The sequence below is a fragment of the Robbsia sp. KACC 23696 genome, from assembly GCF_039852015.1.
Classification (GTDB): domain Bacteria; phylum Pseudomonadota; class Gammaproteobacteria; order Burkholderiales; family Burkholderiaceae; genus Robbsia.
In genome coordinates, this window is sequence record NZ_CP156626.1 from 735,457 (window position 1) to 759,292 (window position 23,836).

A 23,836-nucleotide genomic window follows, 5' to 3' on the forward strand; every position below is an offset into this window, starting at 1 on the left:
TCAGGCCCGCTTGGCGATCCGGGCGCGGAAGTGTTCGGTGCCATCGACGATCTTGTCGAGAACCGCATCCAACGCCCAGAAACGTTCGCGCACATCATAGTCGATCACGCGGCAGCGGATCGACGCGAAGGTGCCGATACGCTGATGGTACATCTTCGCGAGCGCCGGATAACCGAGGGATTCCGACACGGCGCACAGAACCAGGAAAGTCGCCAGTTCGTCGGCCAGTGCAGGATCTTCGTCGGCGTGATTGCGCAGCCAGTTGTACAGATCCGGATGAAAGTTCGTGAAGACGCCGTTGAAGCCGCCCGAGCCGGCAAGCATCGCATCGCGTGCGATGGCCGCGTTGGCGTTCAGGATCTGCAGTTTCGAGCCTTCCGCCAGTTTCACGCGGCGCTTGACGACTTCCAGATCGCAGCTCACGTCTTTCAGCATGATGAAGCGGCCGGTGTCGATGCAGAAGCGCAGTTCGTCGTCGCTCAGCAGGCGACGATACGGCGCTGGGCACTCGTACAGGCCGAGCGGCATATCGGCCGGCAGACGATCCAGCAGATATTGCAGGTTCGATCGGAACGCGTCGCTGCCTTGCTGTTCCGGGTCGAGACGGTTCGTCACCAGCACGATGCCGTCGGCGCCGGTCTTCGCGGCGACGAGCAATTCCTCCACCTGCTTGTCCAAATCATTGCTGATATGGCCCGACACCACCACCGGCACGCGGCCGGCGACCTTGTCGACGACGTGCTTGCCCAGTGCGCCGCGCTCCTCCAGCGTGAGCTTCAACATCTCGCTGGATTGGCAAACGGCGAACAAGGCGTCGGAGCCATTGGCGAGATACCACTCGATAAGGCGGTCGAGGCCCGGATAGTCGATCGTGCCATCATCGTGGAACGGCGTCAGCATCACGGGCACGATGCCCTTTACAACGGTGGCTTGCGCGGCGGAAGCGGAGAGGGAGGACATCGATAGCACCTTGTTTTTAAGCTTGCAACATAAGCGTGTAGACGCGCATGAAGACGCGCGTGAAAAAGAAGCGCGCGGCGGATCAGCCTTCGACGATCGGCTTGCGCACCAGAATCAGATAACTCATCGCACCGACGAAGGCGATCGCCGCGGCCGTCAGCAAGGCCGGCACGAAGGACCATTTCTCGGCGATGATGCCCGTCAGGATCGGTGCCAAGGCACCGCCCAGGAAACCGCCGAAATTCTGCAGCGATCCCAGCGACGCGATGCGGCTCGGCGGTGCGGCGGCGGTGGCCAGTGCCCATGAACTGGCCGAGGCGGCGTTGGCGAGGAAGATCACCACGGAGATGCAGGCCAGCGCGATCGTATTGCTTTGCACCAGGGCGGCCGGGATCGTGAAGCACACCATGCCGAGCATGGCGAACACGACGGCATTCCGACGCGCGATCACCGGCTGTGCGGTCTTGCTCGTCACCAGATCCGAGAACCAGCCGGCGGCGAGCGATCCCAAAAAGCCGCAAAAGAACGGCACCGATGCCGCGACACCGGTCCGAGCCAGGCTCATATGCCGCTCTGCCGTCAGATAACCGGGCAGCCAGGTCAGGTAGACCCAGTTCAGATAGACGGAGCCGAAATAGCCGATCAACATGCCCCAGGTGGTGGCGTGGCGGAACAGTCCCAGCCAGTCGTTCAGCGTCATCGTCGGGCGTGAGGCGGGGGCATGGGCATCAAGACCCTGCTCCAGATAGGCAACCTCTTCCGCCGTCATCCGCGCCTTGTTCGGGTTGCGATAGACCGCGAGCCAGACCAGCGCCGCTACCAGCCCGGCCGCGCCGGTGATGATGAAGGCCCAGCGCCAGTGAAACGAGGTCAGCAGGATCGACAGCAGCAGCGGCGCCAGCGCGGAGCCGAGCGGCGATGCCGAGTTGAAGATGCCGGTCGGCTTGCCGCGCGAGCGCAGCGGGAACCAGTCGCTGACCACGCGGGCGGCCGACGGGAATTGCGGCGCCTCGCCGATGCCGAGCACGATCCGCGCGACGATAAACCAGCCGAAGGTACCGACGATACCGCCGGCGGCCTGAGCGAGCGACCAGACGATCAGGCCGAAGCCCAGCAGCTTACGCGCGCCGATCCGATCGACGAGCCAGCCTACCGGCAATTGGAAGATGGCATAGGTCCACGAGAACGCCGACAGCAGAAAGCCCATTTGCGCCAGCGACAAATGCATGTCGTCGCGGATCAGCGAGTTCGCCACCGACAACACGCCGCGATCGAGGTAGTTGATGATGCCGCTGATCATCAGCAAGGTCAGTGCGATCACCTGCGTGCGGCGGATGCGTGCCGGAACCGGCAACGCGCCACTCGATGGCATCGGCTGCGGCGTGTCTGCTGCGGCAGGCGCGCCTTGGGCCAGCGCGGCCCCGCTCGATTTTGAATGCATGGAACAGTCTCCGTATCGGTAATCGGTCGTCTGGCCCGCTTGCCGTCGCCATCACAGAGGCGGAAATCGGGATCGATCGCGACCTGCTGTCAGGCGCCGTTGCGTCGGGCCGTAGCGCCCGGACCGGGCGCAACTCAAAAATAAGGCGTCGTGCCGGATAGGCGCGACTGCCGCAACCGATCAGGTGGCGGCGTCCGCGAGTACTTCCGCGCGTGTCGGAATCGACGTTTGCGCACCGTGCCGCGTTACGCTGAGCGCGGCGGCGCGTTGACCGAATGCAATCGCGTCGGCCATCGCTTGACCGGCAGCGCGGGCGGCGGCGAAGCCACCCGCGAAGGTATCGCCGGCAGCGGTCGTATCCACGGCCGTGACCTTGTGTGCGGGGACATGACCCTTTGACGGGCCACCGTTCGAATCGGCTGCCTTCGTCGACGAGGCTTGCCAGAACACGCCGTTTGCGCCGAGCGTGACGATGACGTAGGCGGCGCCTTGCGCCAGCAGTGCCGCGGCGGCGCGCTCGGCGTCCTCGGCATCGCGCACCGGAATGCCCGACATCAGTTCGGCTTCCGTCTCGTTGACCACCAGATAATCGACCTGGGCCAGTAGCGCGTCCGGCAAGGGCCGTGCCGGCGCGGGATTCAGCAGTACGGCGGTATTCTGGCGGACCGCGGTGGCGATCGCGTATTCGACGGTCGCGAGCGGCGTTTCCAACTGGCAGATCACCATATCGGCGGCGCCGATCGCGGCAGACGCGGCGTCGACATCGTCGCGCGTCAGCGCGTCGTTCGCGCCGCCGACGATGACGATGCTGTTGGCGCCATCCTGGGCGACGCTGATGACGGCGATGCCGCTGCTGCCGGGGACGGTGCGCAAGGTGCCGGTCTCGATCCCGTCCGCCTTGAGGCCATCGCGCAGCGTGGTCCCGAATGCATCGTCGCCGACGCAGCCCACCATCGTCACCGTCGCGCCCAGCCGCGCCGCCGCCACCGCTTGATTGGCGCCTTTACCGCCGGGAATCGTCTCGAAGCCGGTGCCGGCCAAGGTTTCTCCAGGAACCGGCAATCGCGGCGCCCGAACGACGAGATCCATATTGGCGCTGCCGACCACGACGATCGACGGGCTCTTCCGAGCGGAGGGGGTGACGGGGCTCAAGCGCAATCTCCTTCATCTGCTGGCACGGCGGCAATGCCGTGATGTTAGCGCTTACACTTGCGGACTCGCGATGGCGCCAATGAAAGTGTTAGCGCTTACATTTTCATCTGAAAGCGATTGCAAATGCAAGTGTTTGATGGGGAAACGGGGTAAACCCCAGGAATCGAGGTGCGTCGACGGCCATGTTCGCTCTTATCGGTCGCTATCGGCTTATATCATGCGCCTTGTGTGGCCTGGCCTGGCCTGCCGTGCCGCCCGGCGGCGCCGCGAGCGCGACGCCGGGATTGTGTCGGTCCGGCCGGTGAAACGCTAGGGCAGCGTGATAGTGAGGCTGGCCTGTTGCGGGCCCACCTTGACCAGGTCCGAATACGGCGCCAGCGCTTGCAATGTCGAATTCCGCAGATAGGTCTGCAGGCCGAGCAGGGCGACGATGCCGATCAGCAGGAAGACGGCGGCAAAGCTCCACAACGGTGCCTCGCGCTTCAGCGTGTGCTCGATCTGGTCGGGAAGGGCCCAGTGCGGCGCGAAGGCGGCGCGCTTGCCTTTCATATTGGCGATCTCGTCGCCGAGACGCGCCGTCAGATAGGCCAGTTTTTCCGGGCCTTCGAGCAAGTACTTGCCTTGAAAGCCGAGCAGCAGACACATATGGAAGACTTCCAGGCTCTGCAATCGTGCGGCGCCCTGGGCCCGGCATTCCTCCAGATAGCGGAAGAAATTCTCGCCTGCCAACTGCTCGCCGAACAGCAGCAACTGCAGCGGGCGCCGCTCCCACTCGTCGCGGATCGAGAACGTCGAGGCGAGCACGGATTCGTCGATGGCCGCGCAGAACGCGAACTTCGACGTAAAGATATCCTCGGCCGCGACATTCATCTTTTTTGCGCCGCGCTCGAAGTCGTTCAGAAATTGCTGGATCCGATCGAGGAAGGCGGCGACGTTCTCCGGCTCGCGGCCGCGCTTCAGCAGAAACAGCATGAAAAAACCGTCGTACAACAAGTCCAGCAAGGACTTGACCTCATAGGACGGCGCCGCCGGGGTCGATTGCGACGGGGGCGGTGCGTGGTCACCGAACAGCGAAGGGGCTTGGCTCATGATGTGACGGCGATTAATTCGAGACGGAGATTGTTGATGCCGGCCGGCGCGTAGATCGTCAGCGACTGCGCCTGCAACATGCGCTCGAACAGCATGCCGCGCGTATCCAGCGAGAAATAGCAAACGCCGGGGCGTACCGGGATGGCCGGTGGCACTTGCGGCGTATAGCTCAGGCGCAGACCCGGCATGGCCGACTGCACCAGCTTGTCGACATCGTCGGGCGCGCCCAGCTTGAAGCGCGCCGGCACCGCTTCGACCAGTTCGACGTTCGGCATGTCGGCCGAGACCGCCAGGAAGAACGTCGTCTTTTCGTCGATCTTGCCGGAGTCGATGCGACCGAGGTGGAACGACGGCCGAACCTGTTCCAGCGGAATGATGAAATAGCGCTCGGAAATCACGGTATCCAGCAGCTCGCGCAACATCGTATCCAATCGCGCGAAGCCCGGACCCGGCTCGTCGTGTTTGTACGGCGGCAGATCGGCGAGCGTGTAGTTTTTCGAGAACGTCATCAACTGCCCCGTCACGCGCAGCAACTCCTGGAACAGGCGCTCCGGATGCAGGGACGGATGCTGGTGCAGATGCGCCAGCGTGGCAAAGGCCGCATTCGCCGTATGCAGCAGCCAGAACGACGCGATATCGCCGGAACGGAATTCGATGATGTTCTTGCTCGGCTCGCGATGAAAACCGTACAAGGCATTCACTTTCGCCTGCAACGCATCGATCAATCGGCGCAAGCGGTTCAGCAGCAGTGGCGACGCTTCGATTGCGAGGCTCGGCGGCACGAAACTCTCATCCAGTTCCCAGCCCGATGTTGCCGTGCGCCGTACGCGCACCAGCGGCACCGACAGGAATTGGTCACGCGGTTCATGTTGTGCGATCAGTCGCACCGCCTTTTTCAAGACCGTGATGTCGGCTTCCACCGCATCGGTGTAGAGATCGGCGGCCATCTGCGTTTCCGAGACAAAGCGCGCGGTAAATCCTTGCTCGTCCACGTCGGCGCTGTTGCGTCCTGCGTCACGCGTCGGATGAATGGCCAGATAGAAGACCACTTCGTCGCTACCTTCGGCCATCGTGTCCAGCGCGACCGAGGGCGGCAGCGCATCGGCTTGCGGCGCCGCATAGAGTTCGCCGTCGGGGAAGATCAACGACAGTTGCGACAATCGGAGGACGTTGCTGCCCAAGGCATCCATGTCGATGCGCAAGGTCCGCACGCCCCAGTTATAGGGCTGCAGTGCCTGGGTTGCCTCGAACAACCGCGCCTCGTGATACGCGTCCTGCTTTTGGAAATGCTGTGGGCGCAGGAACAATCCTTCACCCCATAAAACCTTGTCCGAATAACTCATTGGTTTCCCCGCCTCGCCGCGTCGTTTCACATTTGCTGCACCCGGCTTGCCGCGTCAGTGCGGCAAGGTGAAAGGAGCGGCCATTTTTACGTATCCTCGCCCTGGTGTATTCTCGGGTCGGTCGTTGTTGCCGTTTTACCGTCTTTGGACTTTCCTTTATCGACGAATAATCCATCGCTATTGGCAATTCACCATGGAAAGCATATTGAGTGACTGTTGCGCCGCACTGTCCGCGGCCACGATCGGCGTACCAGCGGTAACCGTCATCGCGCAGGCATGCATGCCCACCAGCACGCCGGATTTCTCGGACTGCTTCGGATCGAATACCAAACGCCAACGCTGGCTGGCCGGCTGGCGGAAAAGCGCGACAATCCCAAGCGCACCCGCTTCGTAAGGGACCTTTTCAGTAGACGTGTAACGCTGTCCCGGAATCAAGGTCACTTCGCGAACCTGCATCAGATCCTGTCCAAGAACCTGTTTTTCCTTGTTCGGATCGAGAAAAGTGTCGAAAGGCGCCTGCTGGAAGCTGGTCGGATCTTTCAAGGCATAGATTCGAACGATCAGCGCGAGGCCGCGCTTTGTCGTGCCGGCATTCAGATTCGTCCCGGCATCCAATGTCAACGCGATTTGGCGCGGCGGCTTTTGCGAGTCCGGAACCGGGGGTTTGCCGATGCCGACGGCCTGCAATGCCGCGGATCCTGCCGTACCGATCAGGCCGACACCGGCCGCACAGCCGCCAAGCAGCAGGGCGCCCGCCACGCTCACTATCGCGCTCGACATCCCCTTTCCCCACCGGCGTGTCGTATCCGCGCGCGCCGTCTTGTCTATCGCCATCATTCGTTTCGCTTCTCGTTGCGCCTTCATCGCGTCCCTAAGACACGTCCGTCGTATCGTGATCCGACGTTCAATGGTATTGCAACTACGGTTCAGTATCGTGGCATAGCGCCCGACATTATTGCTGATGGCAGCCAGGAATAGTTATTCGTGGGCACTGCCCCGCTTTTTCTTTCTAAAACCTTTCATTGGAATATTTGTGAAAGCTTTGTGACGTCTTTCAGGCTTTCCGACATCAAACATTCATCGTTCGGTAAAGAAGGCTTCAGCTTTCCGAGAATCACCGATGTACCCCCACGCTCAAGCTAAAAATACACGAAAATTCAAGGCTTGCGCGAGTCTTCTCCTGTCCTTGGAGGGCGGTTCCGTTCTCGATCCCCCGTTGTCAGTGATCAGAATGGCCTGTACTATAACAGCCGTTATTTTACAAAGCGCGCTTTAAAACTGTCGACAGAAATCGAGGCTAGACGGCTCTGGTTGGTCTGAAGCTTTTCGATGGCTGAGTGGCGGTAGTATTCCAGCGGGCGACACGAAGTCAACCCAGTAGTCGTACGAGACAAACCTCTCTTTCATCGGAACATGACCATCCAACGCACCCTCCAAAAAGCCGCATTCGCCTTGACCGTCTGTGCCCTGATGGCCGGCTGCGCCTCCACGCAGAAGCCGACGCCGTTGAGCGCGGATGCCTATAACAAAAAGCTGAGCGACGCGGATGCGGTCTGGAAGGCCGGTGATACGGACAAGGCGATCCCGCTATACCAGGATCTTGCAAAGGACGACCCGACGCGTGAAGAGCCGTGGTCGCGGATCGCGCAGATTCAGTTCTCGCAGGCGCACTACGGTCAGGCAATCGTCGCCGCGCAAGAAGCGCTGCAGCGCGATGACAGCGACCGCCAGGCGCGCAGCGTCCTGGCCGTCAGCGGCCTGCGCGTCGCGACGCAGTCGCTGGAAGAGCTGCGCAAGGACAGCGCGCTGGTAGGCGATGCGACGACCGATGCGCGGATTCTCGCGCAGCAATTGCGGGACACCTTGGGTGAAGCGACGCTGTTCCCGGATGAAGTGAAGGACGACAAGCCGAAGCCGAAGCGGATCGTCCGCCGTCGCGCTCCGGTGCATAAGGCTGCGCCGGCCGACGGCGCGACGCCGGCACCGGCCGGTGCCGCAGCGGGTGGGAGCACTGGCGGCGCTGCTGCCGGCGGCGGTTCCGGGAATCCGTTCGGCGCGCTGAAGTAAAGGCGTCGGCGCCGGTGCCGAGGGGCACCGGGTTCGGCAGACTACGCAGAACAAGGAGAACAGACGATGGCAAAGAAAGAAAGCGTGCAGAAGCGGTTGCAGAAAGTCCGTCCTCCGCGCGTGCAACTGACGTATGAAGTCGAGCGCGGCGACGCGATCGAGGTGAAGGAACTGCCGTTCGTGATGGGTGTCGTGGCCGATCTGGCCGGACAGTCCGAGGTCGAGCAGCCGAAGCTGCGCGATCGCAAGTTCGTCAATATCGATCGCGACAACTTCGACGACGTCATGAAGGCGATCGAACCGCGTGCGGCGTTCCAGGTGGAAAACCGCCTCAGCGATGCCGGCGGCAAGTTCGGCGTGGACCTGACGTTCAAGTCGATCGACGATTTCTCGCCCGACGCCGTCGTCCAGCAGATCGATCCGTTGCGCAAGCTGATCGAGGCGCGTTCGAAGCTGGCCGATCTGCGCAACAAGATGGCCGGCAACGACAAGCTGGAAGACCTGTTGAGCGATGTGCTGCACAACACGGAGCAGTTGCAGTCGCTGGGCCGCCAGCCGTCGGCGGATGGCCATGGCAAGCCCAAGGACGAGACGTCCTGACGTCCGCGCCGCCGCACCCCATCGAAACCTAAGCGATCAACAGAGCGACCCGATGAATCAACCTTCCGCAGCGGCCCTGCAGGCCGCCGACACCCAGACCGAAACGGCCGAAAGCTCCTTGCTCGACCAGATCGTCGCGCAGAGCAAGGTCGCGAAATCGGATACCGAACATGCGCGTGCGAAGGACCTGATCGGCGAACTGGTGAACCAGGTGCTGGACGGCACGGTCGTCGTCTCGGACAACCTGTCGGCGACGATCGACGCCCGTGTGGCCGAGCTCGACAGCCTGATCTCCGCGCAACTGAGCTCGGTGATGCATTCGGCCGAGTTCCAGAAGTTGGAAAGTACCTGGCGCGGCTTGCATTACCTGGTGCACGAGAGCAATACCGGTTCGACGATCAAGATCAAGGCGCTGTCCGCGACCAAGCGCGAGCTGGTCCGCGACTTCAAGTCCGCGATCGAATTCGACCAGAGCGCCTTGTTCAAGAAGGTCTACGAAGAAGAGTTCGGCACGTTCGGCGGTGCGCCGTTCGGCGCATTGATCGGCGATTTCGAGATTTCGCGTCAGCCCGAGGATATGTTCTTCATCGACCAGATGTCGCACGTTGCCGCCGCGGCGCATGCGCCCTTCATCGGCTCGGCGTCGCCGGAGCTGCTGGGTCTCGAAACCTTCTCGGACCTCGGCAAGCCGCGCGATCTCGGCAAGGTGTTCGACACCGTCGAATACACGAAGTGGAAGTCGTTCCGCGATTCGGAAGACTCGCGCTACGTCGGCCTGACGCTGCCGCGCTTCCTCGGCCGCCTGCCGTTCAATCCCAAGGACGGTGAGGTTGCCGAGACCTTCAACTTCGTTGAAGAAGTGGACGGCACCGACCACAGCCGTTATCTGTGGTGCAACGCGGCCTGGGCCTTCGGCGCGCGCCTGACGTCGGCATTCGACGACTTTGGCTGGTGCGCGGCGATTCGTGGGGTGGAAGGGGGCGGCCTGGTCGAGGACCTGCCGACGCATACGTTCAAGACCGATGACGGCGAAGTGGCACTGAAGTGCCCGACCGAAATCGCGATCACCGACCGCCGTGAGAAGGAGCTCAGCGATCTGGGCTTCATTCCGCTCGTGCATTGCAAGAACACCGATTACGCCGCCTTCTTCGCGGCGCAGTCGGTGCAGAAGGCAAAGAAATACAACACCGACAGCGCGAACGCGAACGCGGTACTTTCCGCGCAGCTGCAGTACATCTTCTCCGTGTCACGCATCGCGCATTACCTGAAGGCGATGATGCGGGACAAGATCGGCAGCTTTGCGTCCGCGCAAAACGTGGAACAGTTCTTGAACCGCTGGATCTCGCAATACGTGCTGCTCGACGACAACGCATCGCAAGAGCAGAAAGCGCAATTCCCGCTGCGTGAGGCGTCGATCCAGGTTTCGGAAATCCCGGGCAAGCCGGGATCTTACCGGTCGGTCGCGTTCCTGCGCCCGCACTTCCAGCTCGACGAGTTGTCGATCTCGTTGCGGCTGGTCGCTGACCTGCCGAAGCCGTCGAACGGCTAACGACGGCGCCCCATCACGCTCACCATTATTTAAGGACGGACAAGATGAAGGACATTTATCTGAAATTCGGCAGCCCGGCGCTGAAGGGCGAGTCGCAAGACAAGGACCACGCGAACTGGATCGAAATCAGCTCGTGGAGCCAATCGATCACGCAACCGCGTTCGGCCGTTGCGTCGACGGCGGGCGGTCACACGTCCGAGCGTTGCGAGCATGGCGACATGGTCTTCACGAAGGACATCGACGTCGTCAGCCCGCTGATGTATCAGAACGCATCGGGCGGTACGACGTTCGACGAAGTGACGATCGACTTCATGCGTGCCGACGGCGACGGCGCACGCGTCAAGTACCTCGAAGTCAAGCTGAAGTACGTCATCATCTCGAGCATCGCTTCGTCGGTGACGAGCGCCCAGTCGTCGTCGACGACGTCCAGCGCGTCCACCGCCGACACGACGTTGCCGAGCGAGACGTTCACGCTGAAGTATGCTGCCGCGCAATGGAAGTACACGCAGCAGAAGATCGGCGGCAGCCAGGGCGGTAACGCGCAAGGCGCGTGGAGCCTGACGAAGAACGACAAGACCTACGCAGCGTAACCGGGCTGACGAGGCATGAAGCGTTTCGAGCCCAGTCTGCTCGACAAGCTGTTCGATGACGATGCGCGCCGGACCACGGCGTCATCGGCCTTACGAACGCTTTCGGTCGAGGAATTGAAGGCCACTGTCGCGCGCGATGTGGAAGCGTTGCTGAACACGCGCACGCCGTTGTCCGAGGCCGATCTCGAAACGCTTCCGGAATGCAAGCAGTCGGTGCTGACCTATGGCCTGCAGGATTTCTCCGGCTTGAGCCTGGCGAGTTATTACGATCGCACGTTCATCTGTCGGTCGATCCAGCAGGCGATTGCCTGGCACGAACCGCGCTTGCAGCAGGTGAAGGTGTCGCTGGAACTCAAAGAACAGACGAGCACCGCCCTGTATTTTGGGATTCAGGCATTGCTGGTGGTACATCCGGCCGAAGAGCCGGTCAGCTTCGATGCCATGTTGCACCCGTCCACGCTGCGTTACTCGGTGAGTCGCGCGCGCGGCGCCGATAGCCGGCAGCGGTAAGCGACGGTCAGTCAAGACCAGGGACGCAGATAAGGGGCCACATGGAAGATCTGCTTCCGTACTACGAGCGGGAACTCTCGTATCTACGACGCTATTCACGGGACTTCGCGCAACGTTATCCAAAGATCGCGGCGCGGCTCGCCATGTCGGGCGAGCATAGCGAAGACCCGCACGTCGAGCGGATGATTCAGTCGTTCGCGCTATTGGGCGCGCGGATCAACAAGAAGCTCGACGACGACTATCCCGAATTTACCGAGGCCTTGCTGGAGGTGATGCACCCGCATTACCTGCGGCCGTTTCCGTCGTGCTCGATGGCACAGATGGATGCCGGAGAGGCGTTGACGCAGTTGACGGCGCCGCTGATCGTGCCGCGCGGTACGTCCCTGTCGACCCGGCCGGTACGTGGCGCGCCTTGCACCTTCCGCACCGCCTATGACGTGACGCTGGCGCCGGTGACGATCAGCAACGTGCGCTATTCGCCAGTTGCCAGTGCGCCGGCAGCGGTGATGTTGCCGGCCAATGCGACCGGCTTGATCTCGATCACGCTGCGTTCCACATCGGTGCCGTTCCGCCTCGGCGACATGCCGCTGCCGACCTTGCGCGCGCATATGCAGGGCGAGCAATCGATGGTGTCGGCCTTGGCCGATGCGATGTTGTTGAACGTCACGGCCGCCTATGTCGAGGCCGACGGCAACTACCGCTGGAAAAAACTGTCGCGCATCCCGTTGACGCAGGTCGGGCATCGCGAGGAAGAATCGCTGATCGAGACGCCGCCCCGTTCGCACCCGGCGTATCGGCTGTTGACCGAGTACTTCGCCTTTCCCGAAAAGTTCGACTATATCGACATCGATATGCGCGCCTTGACGCAGGGCGGCGGACGGGCGCAACAACTGACGCTGCATCTGGCGTTGAAGGACCTGCGTGGCGACTCGCATGCGGCACGATTGCTGGAGTCGGTGACTCGCGATCATCTGCAATTGTTCTGCACACCGGTGGTCAATCTGTTCAAACAGCGGGGCGAGCCGATTCGCGTCAATCACACGGCGCTGAGCTATCCGGTGATCGGCGACTCGCGCCGCGCCTCCGTGACCGAGGTGTATTCGATCGATACCGTGCATCTGGTGCGCCAGACGCCGGGCGGCGAGTCGCTGACCGAATACCGGCCGTTCTATTCGCTGCGGCATGGCGAGTCGAGCGACCAGTCGGGGCATTACTGGTTCTCTCGTCGCGACGAATGGGTGGCTGACAAGAACCCCGGTTATGAAACAGAGATCTCGATCGTCGATATCGATTTCGACCCTGCCGTGCCGCAGACCGATACGCTGAGCCTGGAACTCACGTGCACCAATCGCGATCTGCCGTCGATGCTGGCGTTCGGGCTAAGCGAGGGGGATCTCTTCCTTGAAGGCACGTCGATCGTTCAGCGCATCGCGATGCTGCGTCGGGCCACGCCGAGCCGCAGCTTTGAGCGAGGGCGTGCCGCGCACTGGCGTTTGATTTCGCATCTGGCGATGAATCAGGTGTCGCTGACGCAGAGCGGCCCGGGACCGTTGCGCGAGATGTTACGCCTGTATGACTTGCCTCGCTCGGCGGTGTCGGCGCGGCATATCGATGGTATTGCCGATGTCACGCAGCAGGCGGTCGTGCACTGGATGCCGGGCAAGCCGTTCGCCACCTTCGTGCGAGGTATCGAGATCACGGTGACCATCGACGAGGACTTCTTCGTCGGCACGAGCCTGCATACCTTCGTCGGCGTCATGGATGCGTTCTTCGCGACCTATGTGCATTTGAACAGTTTCACCTTGCTGGTGGTGAAATCGAAACGGACCGGCGAGGAGATTGCGCGATGTCAGCCCCGAAGCGGCGAATCAATCCTGGTGTAATCGGGCAGTTGCTCGAAGCGCCGCACCGCTTTGGTTTCTTCCAGGCGGTGCGTCTGCTCGAACGATGGTTTCTGCACCGCGCCGAACAGGGACTGATCGACGGTCGTCCCGCGGGGGAAGTGGACAGCCCGTCCTTGCGCGACCATCCGGACGCCGGCACCGTACGTCCTCGGCCGTCGCAGGCCAGCGCGCTCGCGCGCGCCGCTGGACCGGCACGGAGCGTAGCGGGAAGCGGCGCGGCAGACGCGCGCGATGACCGGAAAGACCACGAAAGCAGGGAGATGCGCCGGCGTGCGCTGACCGCGCAGATGTCGTTTCGCACGACGCTCTCGCTGCAGTTTCCGCCGAGCGAGATCGAACAGCTTCAGGCCTACGACATCGACGGCACCTTGCTGCAGGATCCCGAGGCGCAACGTGCGGCGATTGCATCCGGTCGGCTCGACCACGTCTCGCTGACGCCGGCGTTTTTCGGCTTGCTGGGTGTGCAGGGCGCTTTGCCGCTGCACTATACCGAGCAGATTGCCGAGCGCGAGACGCTGGGCCGCGATCGTGCCGCGCGCGAATACCTGAACATCTTTTCGAACCGCGCCACCGCGCTGTTCTATGGCGCCTGGAAGAAATACCGCCTTGCGCTGCATTATGAAATAGACCGCGACGAACGCTATCTGCCTTATCTGCTGGCCCTGGGCGGCGTTGCCCCGCGCACGCAGCAGGCGTTGCGCGACGGGGTGGCGCACGAAGATGCCAGCAACGCGCATTTCGACGAAGCGATTGCCGGCTATGCGGCGGCGATGCGGCAACGCCCGATGTCGGCCGCCTATCTGCAGCGCGTCCTCAGCGATTACTTCGGTGTCGCCGTGACCGTCGTGCAGTTCGTCGGCAAGTGGTACACGGTGCCGTCCGAACAATGGACGCGACTGGGTATGAACAACGCAACCTTGGGTGCGACCGCGCTGTCGGGTGAACGCGTATGGCAGCGCGATATGTGCGCAAGGCTGGTGGTCGGGCCGATGACACTCGTGCAGTACCGGACGTTCCTGCGCGGCCGCGCCAGCGCGCTGGCGTTGGCACGGCTGCTGCAATTGACGGTCGGGGTGCTGTTCGAATTTGAAGTGCAACTGGTGTTGCACAAGGACGAGGTACGGCCGAGTCGTCTCGGAAGTGCCGGCAGTCTCGGCCAGGATGCGTTCATGGTATCTCGACCCGCGCCGGCGCATCGCGAGGATGCGCGCTATGCGCTGCAGGTCATCAACCAAGCATGAATTGACGAAATCTTAGAAAAGCAGGCTCACGACTATGCGCACACCGTTGAAGGTCTTGATCGAGAAACTCGATGCCACCACCCGCTCGGCTGCCGAGAAAGCCGCCAGTGAATGCCTGGCGCGGGGCCACTTCGAGGTGGACCTCGAGCACCTGTTTATCGCCTTGCTCGACGACCCCTTGTCGGACGTCAGCGTCGTCACGAAATCCTGCGGGATCGCCGCCGATGCCTTGCGCGCCGATTTCGAGCGTAGCCTGGAAGACCTGCGTACCGGCAATACGCGTACCCCGGTGTTCTCGGCGCAATTGCCGAATCTGTTCGAGCAGGGCTGGCTGATCGCCTCGCTCGACGGTCATAGCGCGCGCATCCGCTCCGGCCATCTGTTGCTGGCCTTGCTGACGGCGGCGGACTTGCGTCAGATCGCACAGCGGATGTCGCCGCGCTTCGACAAGGTGCGGCTGGAAGACTTGAAGCATCGTTTCGACGACATCACGGCGGGCTCCGCGGAAACGCCGGTGAGCACGGGCGGTGCCGATCACGACGCTGCCACGAACGGAGCGAACGGGGCGAACGCATCGAACGATGCAGCCCCGGCTGCGGCGGCAAAGTCGAAGACGCCGGCGCTGGATACCTATACGAACGACCTGACCGCGCAGGCGCGCGCCGGCAAGATCGATCCGGTGATCGGCCGCGACGCCGAGATCCGACAAGTCATCGACATCCTGATGCGGCGCCGTCAGAACAACCCGATCCTGACCGGCGAAGCGGGCGTGGGCAAGACCGCCGTCGTCGAAGGGCTTGCGTTGCGCATCGTCGGCGACGACGTGCCGCAACCGCTGAAGGGCGTCGCCTTGCGCGTGCTCGACATGGGGCTGTTGCAAGCCGGCGCCAGCGTGAAGGGCGAATTCGAGAACCGGCTGAAGAATGTCATCGACGAGATCAAGAAAAGTCTGCAGCCGATCATTCTGTTTATCGACGAGGCGCATACGATCATCGGCGCCGGTGGTCAGGCCGGACAGAACGATGCGGCAAATCTGCTGAAGCCGGCATTGGCGCGTGGCGAGCTGCGCACGGTGGCGGCCACGACGTGGAGCGAATACAAGAAGTATTTCGAGAAAGACGCGGCGTTGGCGCGGCGTTTTCAGGTGGTGAAGGTCGAGGAGCCGGACGAGACGTTGGCGGCATCGATGCTGCGCGGCATGGCGCCGTTGATGGAAAAGCACTTCAACGTCCGCGTGCTGGACGAAGCCATCGTCGAAGCGGTTCGTTTGTCGCACCGTTACATCACGTCGCGGCAATTGCCGGACAAGGCGGTCAGTGTGCTGGATACCGCCTGCGCGAAGGTCGCGCTGGCACTGAACGCGACGCCGGCGCCAATCGAGGATGTGCGAAAGCGCATCGAGCGGACCGCCACGACGGTCGCCGCGCTGGAGCGCGAACAAAGCGACGAGCCAGCCAATGCCGACCGCGACGAACGTCTGATCGCGTTGCGTACGCAGCACGAGGCGGACCGTGCCGCGCTGGCGGTGCTGGAGGCGCAATACGCGCAGGAAAAAGCGTTGGTCGAGCGGATCGCCGGCCTGCGTCGGGCGCTGGCCGAGGCGGCGGAAGGCGAGAAAGACGCGCACCACGCCGCGCTGGCGAGCACCATCGCCGAGCTGGAGCAGGTGCAGGACAAACAGGCGATGCTGCCCTTGCAAGTTGATGCGCATGTCGTGGCCAGCATTGTCGCGGCCTGGACTGGTATTCCGCTGGGCCGGATGGTACGTGACGAGATCGATACGATCCTGCAACTGGAGGATCTGCTAAGCGCACGCGTGATCGGTCAGGATCATGCCTTGTCGGCAGTCGCGCAGCGCGTCAAGACGGCGAGTGCGAACCTGGAGGATCCGAACAAGCCGCGCGGCGTGTTCCTGTTCGTCGGGCCATCGGGCGTGGGCAAGACCGAAACCGCCTTGGCGCTGGCCGACATCCTGTACGGCGGCGAGCGCAAGATGATCACGATCAATATGAGCGAGTATCAGGAGGCGCACAGCGTGTCGGGCCTGAAGGGCTCGCCGCCGGGCTACGTCGGTTATGGCGAAGGCGGGGTGCTGACGGAAGCGGTACGGCGCAATCCCTATTCCGTCGTGTTGCTCGATGAAATCGAGAAAGCCCACCCCGACGTGCTGGAGATGTTCTTCCAGGTTTTCGACAAAGGTTTCATGGACGATGCGGAGGGCCGCGAGATCGACTTCCGCAACACGATCATCATCCTGACGTCGAACGTCGGTTCGTCGACGGTAATGCAGCAGTGCCTGAACCAGCCGCTGGACGCATTGCCCGATCCGGACGAGCTGGCGGAAGCATTGCGCGCGCCGTTGTACAAGGCATTCAAGCCGGCCTTCCTCGGGCGCATGAAAGTGATTCCCTACTATCCGATCTCAGATACGGTGCTGGGCGAGATCATCGAGCTGAAGCTGGGGCGCATTCAGGCGCGGGTCGAAGCGAATCATCATGCGGTCTTCGAATGGGACGAGGCGCTCGTCGACGCGGTGCTCGCGCGGTGTACCGAGGTGGATTCCGGCGCCCGCAACGTCGATCACATTCTGAACGGCACGTTGTTGCCGGAAATTGCGCAGCAGGTCCTGGTGCGGGTGGCGGACGGTACGCCGATCCGCCGTATTGCCGTCAGCGCCGGCGAAGGCGATGTCTTCGCCTACACCGTCGAATGAATTGAATGAGGCCGATACGGTGAATGCATTGAGCGAAATGAACGACGTGGCATCGCGTCGATCCGAGGCGGTTCAAGCCCTGTTGCGACCGATCTCGGAAAGTCTGCCCGCGGGCGAGGATCTGCTGTTTTCAAACGATTTCGATGTGATCCAGGAGGCGCGTCGTTTCGAGGATCCGTCGCTGGATCAGGGCGAGTGGGTGACGGAGATCAAGGAGGCCGATTGGGACCTCGTGATCTCGCGCGCCACGGCGCTGCTGTCGACGCAGACGAAGGACTTGCGGCTCGCCGTCTGGCTGACCGAGGCCTGGGGGCTGAAGGACGGCCTGGCTGGCCTGACGCAGGGCTATGCCTTGCTCGACGGGCTCTGCGCGGAATATTGGGACAGTTTCCATCCCTTGCCGGAGGAAGGCGATCAGGATTATCGGCTGGGCAATGTCGGCTGGTTGTCCGGACGGACCGCGGAATTACTGCGTGGCATCGCGTTGACGAACGGCGGCGCCGGACGCTTCGGCGCGCTCGACTGGGAAGTGGCGACCAATCTGGTTCAGGCCGTCAAGCGTGATCCGGACAATGCCGATGACATCCTGCGCGGCAAGGTGACGATCGACGCATTCGATGCGGCGCGTCGGGCGACCAAGCCGTCGTTCTATACGCAGGTATTGCGCGAGCTGGCTGCGTTCGAGCGCGCCTACAAAGGCCTGGAGACGACGCTGGATGCCCGGGCCGGCGACGATGCGCCCAGCTTCAGGCAGGTGAAGGAAGCGTACGAGACGGTGCGACGTCTGGCCGAGCGTTTCGCCAGGGATGCCGGCATCGATCCGGCGGGTGCGCTAGAGGGTACGCCGGCCGGCGACGCCGGTGCGCCCTCGGCGGATGCACCGACGGCGACGCCGTCGCAGACAGGCGGGGCCTACGAACGTATCGAGCCGCAGTTCGACCACACGGAGACCGATAGCATGGGGCAGCTGAGCGTAGTATCCAACGGCACACCGGGCACGTCGCCGTCGCCCACACTGTCCGGCGGTGCGGCGGGACCGATCACGTCGCGGTCGCAGGCGATCGTTCGACTGCGCGAAATCGCCGCCTTCTTCCGCCGTACGGAACCGCATAGTCCGGCCGCCTATATGGCGGAGAAAGCGGCGGTCTGGGCCGACATGCCTTTGCACGAATGGCTCAATGCCGTCGTCAAGGACGGCGCGTCGTTGGAGCAATTGAACGATATGCTCGGCGTGAAGAAAATCGACGAGTGAAGCAGGCGGGGCGGTTTGCTTGCGATGGCCGGGCTGGCGACGTAAAGCGTCCCGAACCGTGCCGCGTTGCGCGCATTTCTGGATCATAGGTTCGCCTCGCGATCGCGGGTGTCGTACTCACAAAGCAGCGTTTGCATGGATAGCCTCACATCGGCGCGCGGTGCGTTAAAGGGAATTAAAGAAAATGGCAACACCGGCGGCGACTGCGGGGACGAACACCGCTACACCGGCACCGACGATCTATGGGACTGTCGCGCTTGCTGGCAACCTTCCGCCGTCCGATGTAGGAAACGCGCTGCAACGGATCGATCAATGGTTGCGTGAAATAAGTAGCGGCTATCTGACGTTAGACCGCGTTAAAACAGCGGCCAACGTCATTCCTGTGGTCGCGAATATTCTCGCGGCTGCCGATGTAATTCTCGATATTCGCGACATTGCCACGTCGAAGGAACCGCCCGGCGTATTCGATTGGTTGAACTTGGGTGTCGATTTGATCGGCGTGGTTGCGATCGGCGTCGGTGGCGAAGTGCGCATGGCCGCGCGTCCCTTATTGCACCTCGCGCGAGAGAACGTATTGTCCTTGGGAAAGGACGCGGCACAAGCCGGCGTGCAACTGATCGGCGACGCTGTTATCGAGATGCTGGTCGCCCATATTCAGACACATTTCCAAGGCGAGATCGAAGCTTATCTGCAAGCGTTGCAAGGCTTATTGCAGGGCTATCTCACGGAATGTGCAAACAAAGCGCAAGAGATCGTTAATGCGCTGGCGCAGGTATTTGAAGATGCTGCGGACCCCGCGCACAGCAGCCTATTCGACGCGAGCCAGAATCAAAAAGCGTCCGACGCTGCGTTAGAGCGCGCTTCTAAAGCCTTCGATGCGCATAATCCCGGAGCGGTTGCATCGGGATTGTTCCATTACTTGGCGGAAGGGGCGACGGCATTGGTCAAGGAAGGCGGCCAAAAAGCTGCTGCGGTGGCCGGGCCTCCACCGTCGGAAGTCGTTGCATTACTCAAAGGATTAGCGGCGTCTCTTCGTGAGAAGAGTCCGCTGATCAAGCAGAAGATCTTGGCGCTGAACGGCAATGACGTTGGCCAGTTGATGTGGCTGATGCAGATCCTGCAGCAGTCGGTGCAAATGTGGCGGCGTCGTAAGCACAAGGCCGGATCGGTTGTCGGTATTCCGCCGAGTGGTACTGCGAAAGTAGAAGCGCATCGCCCTGACGGTGCGTTAGAGCGCTCGCGCGGCGCGGAAGCGGCGAAAGGTCCCGGAGCGGGTTGCCCGGTCATTTGTGACATCGGCGGGGTCTCTGCTTCTAAGAATTCAATTAGCTACGCCTTGGGCTTCGAGCGCTTCACGCACGAGGATTTCACAATTCCCGGCGCGCTGCCGATCGTCTGGGAGCGAACCTACCATTCTCGCCTTGCATCGTACGAGGACAGCGATATCGGCGCGCGTTGGACGACGCCATTCAGCACCCGCATCGACGAGTCCGCGACGGGGGCCTTGCAGTATCACGATGCCATGGGTCGGACGCTTTCCTATGACGCGCTAGCGGTAGGGGCCTTCCACGACGATTTGACGGAATCGTTGACGCTCACGCGCGAGAGCAGCGACTGGCTTGTCGTCAAGCGCGGGCTGGAGTTGACGGAGGCGTATGAACGTCGTGGCGCGCATTATCGGCTGGCCTTTATTCAGACCCGCAACGGCGCGAAAATCATTCTCGATTATGACGCGAAGCATCGTTTGAGTCGTTTGGGTTATGCCGAGGGCGTGCTTGGATTTCGGCATGATGCGGCAGGGCGAATCAGTGAAATCCTACAGTTCGATCAGGCTGGTGACCCGATTAGCACGCAGCCGCTGGCGCGCTATCAATATGCGGAAAACGGCGACTTGCTGGTCGCCTTCGATCGCTATGGCAACCGTCGCGACTATACGTATCAGCATCACCTGGTCACGCGTTATACGGATCGAACAGGACGCGGCATCACGCTGGAGTGGGACGGCACCGACGCCAGTGCGCGATGCGTGCGAGAGTATGCCGACGACGGCAGTCATGACATTCGGCTGCAGTGGCATAGCGACATGCGCTTGACCGAGGCCACCGATGCGAGTGGCGCGCGGACGCTTTATTGGTACGACATCGACGGGTATGTTTATCGTGTGCAGCAAGCCGATGGTAAAGAGGAATGGCTGCATTGGAATAAGCATCATTGGCTGACGCAGCGTGTCTTCGCCGACGGTAGTCGCGAGCGTTATGAGTATGATGCTCGCGGGAACCGAACGCGCACGTTCGGACGCACCGGTGACGTGACGGAAATGCGCTATGACGACAAGGATCAGGTCGTCGCGCTGGTCGATCCGGTTGGCGGGCATTGGTTGCGTGAATATGACGATGCGGGGAATGTCGTTGTCGAAACAGATCCGCTGGAGCGCAAGACGCAGTATCAATACGACGGTGCGGGACGACCGACGACGATCGTCGATGCCAAGGGCGGTACCAAAAAGCTGGCTTACGATGCATCCGGCAACCTGATTCGCTACACCGACTGCTCCAGTAAGACAACGCAGTGGAAATACGATGACGCAGGCCGTCTTCTAGAGACGCGCGATGCAGCAGATGGCTTGACGCAATACGCGTATGGCACGAATGGGCAGTTGGCCTCTGTTGCGACGCCGGCGGGCGTGGAGCGTGTGCAATATGACGCTGAGGCTCGTTTGCTGGAGCACGAGGATGGTCTTGCTCGGATTACGCGCTATGACTACGACGCGGCTGGGCGCATTCGTGTGCGGCGTGACGCGTTGGGGCAGACGCTTTCCTATGCGTATGATCGGCAGGGGCGGTTGAGCGGATTGACGGATCCGAATGGCGCGCAGTATCGCTTTGCGTATGATCCGGTCGGGCGCCTGTTGGAAGAGGTCGGCTTTGATGGTCAAGCGACGCAATATCGCTATGACGCAGGGACGGGTCGACTAACGGAGATCGAGGAAGCCGGGCGCGTGACGGGCTTGATCCTCGATGCGGCGGGCCGTGTGACGGCACGAGGCGATGCGAAGTACGCCTATGATCAGGCGGGACGCTTGGCGGATGCACGTAACAGCTTGAGCACCGTTTCGCATTTCTATGACCCGGTTGGGAATCTGATTCGCGAACACCATGCGTACAGCGTGTTCGGCGACAAGCGCAGCTATGTGTGGCGTCATGAGTATGACGCGCTAGACAATCGCATTGCCAGCGTACGGCCGGATGGGCATCGGGTAGATTGGCTGCGTTACGGTTCGGGTCACGTGCACGGCATGCTGATCGATGGTGCGGAGCACGTGCAGATCGAGCGCGATGATTTGCATCGGGAGACATCGCGGACGCTGGCGAATCGGATTACGCAGGACACGCGTTATGACGAAGCCGGGCGTTTGCAAAAGCAGACGCTGACAAGAGGCGGGATGCCGTCGGCGTTTGCGGTGCGGGAGTATCGCTATGACCGTGCTGGGCAATTGACGCAGATTCAAGATAGTCGGCGTGGTGAGATCGCGTATAAGTACGATCCTGTTGGACGCTTGCTGGAAGCGTCAGGTCCGCTGGGTCGCGAGCGATTTGCGTTTGATCCGGCGAGCAATATCGTTGATTTGCCGAATGGCGGGGCCGGTGATGCCGGGAATAGCTTGGCCGATGCGTATGCACGTCGAGACCTGTCAGGCGATCGCGGGCGTGGGCGAGAGGAGAATAGCTTCGGTGCTGAAGTGCCAAAGGTGCTTGGCAACCTGTTGAAGGGTTATGCCGGCACGCACTACGAGTACGATGCGCACGGTAACCTTGCGATGAAGACATCGCCGCGTGGACAGCAGCGCTACGAGTGGGATGGTTTCGATAGGCTGGTGCGAGCCGATGTAGCGGAAACAGGAAGGCGTCATCAGGCGCGGTATTTCTACGATGCGTTTAACCGACGAATTGCGAAGGAAGTGGATGGTGATCAAACCGTCTTTGGTTGGGACGGTGATCGACTAGCGTTTGAAACGACGGCGACGAATAGCACGCATTATTTGTATGAGGCGGATACGTTCGTGCCGCTTGCGCAGTATCGTGGCGCGGTAGTCTCTGGTATCGAAACGCCCGTGTGGCACCCGGACGATCGGTACGTGCCGGAGAACGATCCGCTGATGCAGCCGCCCGGTGCACAAGGTGGCGTGGCGGTTTATTACTACCAATGTGACCAGATCGGGACGCCGCAGTACCTGAGCGATGCAAGAGGCGATATCGCTATTGAGATGTCGTATAAGGCTTGGGGTGAGGCGCGAGAGGTGATCAGTGAGGCGGCGAAGGCTGCTGGGATCACGAATCCGCTGCGGTTCCAGGGGCAGTATTACGATGCCGAGACGGGGGGGCATTACAATCGGTATCGGTATTATGCTCCGCAGGTGGGGCGATTCATATCTAGGGATCCTATCGGTTGGACTGGTGGCATCAATGTCTATCAATACGCACCGAATTCTATCGGATGGATTGATCCGCTTGGGCTGAAATGCGGATCGATGACGTCTCGCGGGGCTCGTCGCGAAGCTATGAGGCAAGCAAGCATTCCGACCAGCCAACAGCCAGTGAGTCAATCGAAAAATGCGTCCGGTCGGGAGTATCGATATGAAGTCCCGCAAACAGGCGGGGGGACCGTGCAAGCGACCGTTCAGCAGCAAACGATGGATTCAAGCCATCTGGACGACCCGCATTGGGAGGCAGGTAAGGTTAAGGTGGATCCTTTCAGCGGTGCGGTAAGAATGAACGACTACGGGAGGCCGAAGATAGCTAATCCCAAGGGAAAAGCGTCCTATGGAGGATGCAATGACTGAGCGCGATATGGAACTATATAAAAAGGAAATCTTATATAGAAAGGCGAATGGAAAGAAAATTCACAATGACTATCTTCGCAAGATCGCGTCTCTCCTTCCGCTGAAAGATCAGTGGGAGACGCTTTCTTTGGAGGAAACTGACGCGATCTTAAATCGCTTTCGCGATGCGAGTGCTCGACTCCTGCAGCGGAAAAGACAAATATCTCTACAAGAGATTCATCTAGTTATTGCAGGAATTAAGCAGGTCGGAGGGCCTTTTTATATTTTGATTGACGAAGATTGGAAGTATTGTGGAATGCTTATATCGAATGGTGTTTTTAATATAAATTCGTTATTTTATTTTGATGAAAAAATATTAAATGACGTTATTTTTATATCGAGTGATATGTCTATGGCGGTAAGTCTCGATTTTTTTGAGGTAAATGGGAAAAGCTTGATCGATGTTACTGAGTGGCAGGCTTAAATTGACGTTCGTGTGACGAGGCAAAGAACGAAGGTGCCAGTGAGCGACCCTTGATTGCACGCTCGGCGGCAGAGATGCCTCGCCGAGTTCGACGGCCATAGACACCTGCCGCCCGTACACAA

General features: G+C 61.2%; 17 protein-coding genes. 11 read left to right on the forward strand and 6 right to left on the reverse strand.

What is annotated here, in order from left to right; translation table 11 throughout:
* The 6 genes from ABEG21_RS02970 to tssJ form a co-directional block, all read right to left on the reverse strand.
* On the reverse strand, positions 1–960 hold the full coding sequence (locus tag ABEG21_RS02970; RefSeq protein WP_347555799.1) for a dihydrodipicolinate synthase family protein: 960 nt from the start codon (positions 958–960) through the stop codon (positions 1–3).
* A gap of 82 nt (positions 961–1,042) precedes the next feature.
* Complete coding sequence (locus ABEG21_RS02975; RefSeq protein ID WP_347556593.1) at positions 1,043–2,332, reverse strand: MFS transporter; 1,290 nt, start codon at positions 2,330–2,332, stop codon at positions 1,043–1,045.
* Between the two features lie 249 nt (positions 2,333–2,581).
* Positions 2,582–3,553, reverse strand: coding sequence for a ribokinase (rbsK, locus tag ABEG21_RS02980; protein WP_347555800.1), 972 nt, complete (start codon positions 3,551–3,553; stop codon positions 2,582–2,584).
* 309 nt (positions 3,554–3,862) lie between these two features.
* Complete coding sequence (locus ABEG21_RS02985; protein WP_347555801.1) at positions 3,863–4,642, reverse strand: DotU family type IV/VI secretion system protein; 780 nt, start codon at positions 4,640–4,642, stop codon at positions 3,863–3,865.
* Complete coding sequence (gene tssK / locus ABEG21_RS02990) at positions 4,639–5,985, reverse strand: type VI secretion system baseplate subunit TssK (RefSeq protein ID WP_347555802.1); 1,347 nt, start codon at positions 5,983–5,985, stop codon at positions 4,639–4,641. The genes ABEG21_RS02985 and tssK overlap by 4 nt, the downstream gene beginning before the upstream one ends.
* A gap of 177 nt (positions 5,986–6,162) precedes the next feature.
* Positions 6,163–6,765 (reverse strand): type VI secretion system lipoprotein TssJ, encoded by a 603-nt coding sequence (tssJ, locus tag ABEG21_RS02995; protein ID WP_347556594.1) that lies wholly within the window; start codon positions 6,763–6,765, stop codon positions 6,163–6,165.
* Positions 6,766–7,398: 633 nt separating this feature from the next.
* Between tssJ and ABEG21_RS03000 the strand changes: the two genes are divergently transcribed.
* The 11 genes from ABEG21_RS03000 (at position 7,399) to ABEG21_RS03050 (ending at position 23,714) form a co-directional block, all read left to right on the forward strand.
* Entirely contained in the window at positions 7,399–8,052 is a 654-nt protein-coding gene (locus ABEG21_RS03000; RefSeq protein ID WP_347555803.1) for a tetratricopeptide repeat protein, read from the forward strand.
* A 66-nt stretch (positions 8,053–8,118) separates the two neighbouring features.
* Positions 8,119–8,652 (forward strand): type VI secretion system contractile sheath small subunit, encoded by a 534-nt coding sequence (tssB, locus tag ABEG21_RS03005; RefSeq protein ID WP_347555804.1) that lies wholly within the window; start codon positions 8,119–8,121, stop codon positions 8,650–8,652.
* 52 nt (positions 8,653–8,704) lie between these two features.
* A complete protein-coding gene (gene tssC, locus ABEG21_RS03010) occupies positions 8,705–10,201 on the forward strand; it encodes a type VI secretion system contractile sheath large subunit (RefSeq protein WP_347555806.1) in 1,497 nt (498 codons plus the stop codon).
* Between the two features lie 44 nt (positions 10,202–10,245).
* Positions 10,246–10,791 (forward strand): type VI secretion system tube protein Hcp, encoded by a 546-nt coding sequence (locus ABEG21_RS03015; protein WP_347555807.1) that lies wholly within the window; start codon positions 10,246–10,248, stop codon positions 10,789–10,791.
* 15 nt (positions 10,792–10,806) lie between these two features.
* Positions 10,807–11,301 (forward strand): type VI secretion system baseplate subunit TssE, encoded by a 495-nt coding sequence (gene tssE, locus ABEG21_RS03020; protein ID WP_347555808.1) that lies wholly within the window; start codon positions 10,807–10,809, stop codon positions 11,299–11,301.
* Positions 11,302–11,342: 41 nt separating this feature from the next.
* Positions 11,343–13,184: a type VI secretion system baseplate subunit TssF gene (gene tssF, locus ABEG21_RS03025; RefSeq protein ID WP_347555809.1), complete on the forward strand. Its 1,842-nt coding sequence runs from the start codon at positions 11,343–11,345 to the stop codon at positions 13,182–13,184.
* Positions 13,148–14,446 carry a type VI secretion system baseplate subunit TssG gene (gene tssG / locus ABEG21_RS03030; RefSeq protein ID WP_347555810.1) on the forward strand — a complete coding sequence of 433 codons (1,299 nt, stop codon included), beginning with the start codon at positions 13,148–13,150 and terminating at the stop codon, positions 14,444–14,446. The genes tssF and tssG overlap by 37 nt, the downstream gene beginning before the upstream one ends.
* A gap of 34 nt (positions 14,447–14,480) precedes the next feature.
* Positions 14,481–17,159 carry a type VI secretion system ATPase TssH gene (tssH, locus tag ABEG21_RS03035; protein WP_347555811.1) on the forward strand — a complete coding sequence of 893 codons (2,679 nt, stop codon included), beginning with the start codon at positions 14,481–14,483 and terminating at the stop codon, positions 17,157–17,159.
* 37 nt (positions 17,160–17,196) lie between these two features.
* Positions 17,197–18,411, forward strand: a complete 1,215-nt coding sequence (gene tssA / locus ABEG21_RS03040) for a type VI secretion system protein TssA (RefSeq protein ID WP_347556595.1) — start codon at positions 17,197–17,199, stop codon at positions 18,409–18,411.
* A gap of 184 nt (positions 18,412–18,595) precedes the next feature.
* Complete coding sequence (locus ABEG21_RS03045; RefSeq protein ID WP_347555812.1) at positions 18,596–23,251, forward strand: RHS repeat-associated core domain-containing protein; 4,656 nt, start codon at positions 18,596–18,598, stop codon at positions 23,249–23,251.
* Positions 23,244–23,714 (forward strand): hypothetical protein, encoded by a 471-nt coding sequence (locus tag ABEG21_RS03050; protein ID WP_347555813.1) that lies wholly within the window; start codon positions 23,244–23,246, stop codon positions 23,712–23,714. The genes ABEG21_RS03045 and ABEG21_RS03050 overlap by 8 nt, the downstream gene beginning before the upstream one ends.
* The last annotated feature ends 122 nt before the right edge of the window (positions 23,715–23,836 follow it).

Coding starts and splice junctions, on each gene's coding strand:
- ABEG21_RS03045 (WP_347555812.1), top strand. CDS start 18,596: ATGGCAACACCGGCGGCGACTGCGGGGACGAACACCGCTACACCGGCA.
- tssC (WP_347555806.1), top strand. CDS start 8,705: ATGAATCAACCTTCCGCAGCGGCCCTGCAGGCCGCCGACACCCAGACC.
- ABEG21_RS03000 (WP_347555803.1), top strand. CDS start 7,399: ATGACCATCCAACGCACCCTCCAAAAAGCCGCATTCGCCTTGACCGTC.
- tssA (WP_347556595.1), top strand. CDS start 17,197: ATGAACGACGTGGCATCGCGTCGATCCGAGGCGGTTCAAGCCCTGTTG.
- tssG (WP_347555810.1), top strand. CDS start 13,148: ATGTCAGCCCCGAAGCGGCGAATCAATCCTGGTGTAATCGGGCAGTTG.
- ABEG21_RS02970 (WP_347555799.1), bottom strand. CDS start 960: ATGTCCTCCCTCTCCGCTTCCGCCGCGCAAGCCACCGTTGTAAAGGGC.
- tssK (WP_347555802.1), bottom strand. CDS start 5,985: ATGAGTTATTCGGACAAGGTTTTATGGGGTGAAGGATTGTTCCTGCGC.
- tssH (WP_347555811.1), top strand. CDS start 14,481: ATGCGCACACCGTTGAAGGTCTTGATCGAGAAACTCGATGCCACCACC.
- tssF (WP_347555809.1), top strand. CDS start 11,343: ATGGAAGATCTGCTTCCGTACTACGAGCGGGAACTCTCGTATCTACGA.
- tssE (WP_347555808.1), top strand. CDS start 10,807: ATGAAGCGTTTCGAGCCCAGTCTGCTCGACAAGCTGTTCGATGACGAT.
- ABEG21_RS02975 (WP_347556593.1), bottom strand. CDS start 2,332: ATGCCATCGAGTGGCGCGTTGCCGGTTCCGGCACGCATCCGCCGCACG.
- ABEG21_RS03050 (WP_347555813.1), top strand. CDS start 23,244: ATGACTGAGCGCGATATGGAACTATATAAAAAGGAAATCTTATATAGA.
- ABEG21_RS02985 (WP_347555801.1), bottom strand. CDS start 4,642: ATGAGCCAAGCCCCTTCGCTGTTCGGTGACCACGCACCGCCCCCGTCG.
- tssJ (WP_347556594.1), bottom strand. CDS start 6,765: ATGTCGAGCGCGATAGTGAGCGTGGCGGGCGCCCTGCTGCTTGGCGGC.
- ABEG21_RS03015 (WP_347555807.1), top strand. CDS start 10,246: ATGAAGGACATTTATCTGAAATTCGGCAGCCCGGCGCTGAAGGGCGAG.
- tssB (WP_347555804.1), top strand. CDS start 8,119: ATGGCAAAGAAAGAAAGCGTGCAGAAGCGGTTGCAGAAAGTCCGTCCT.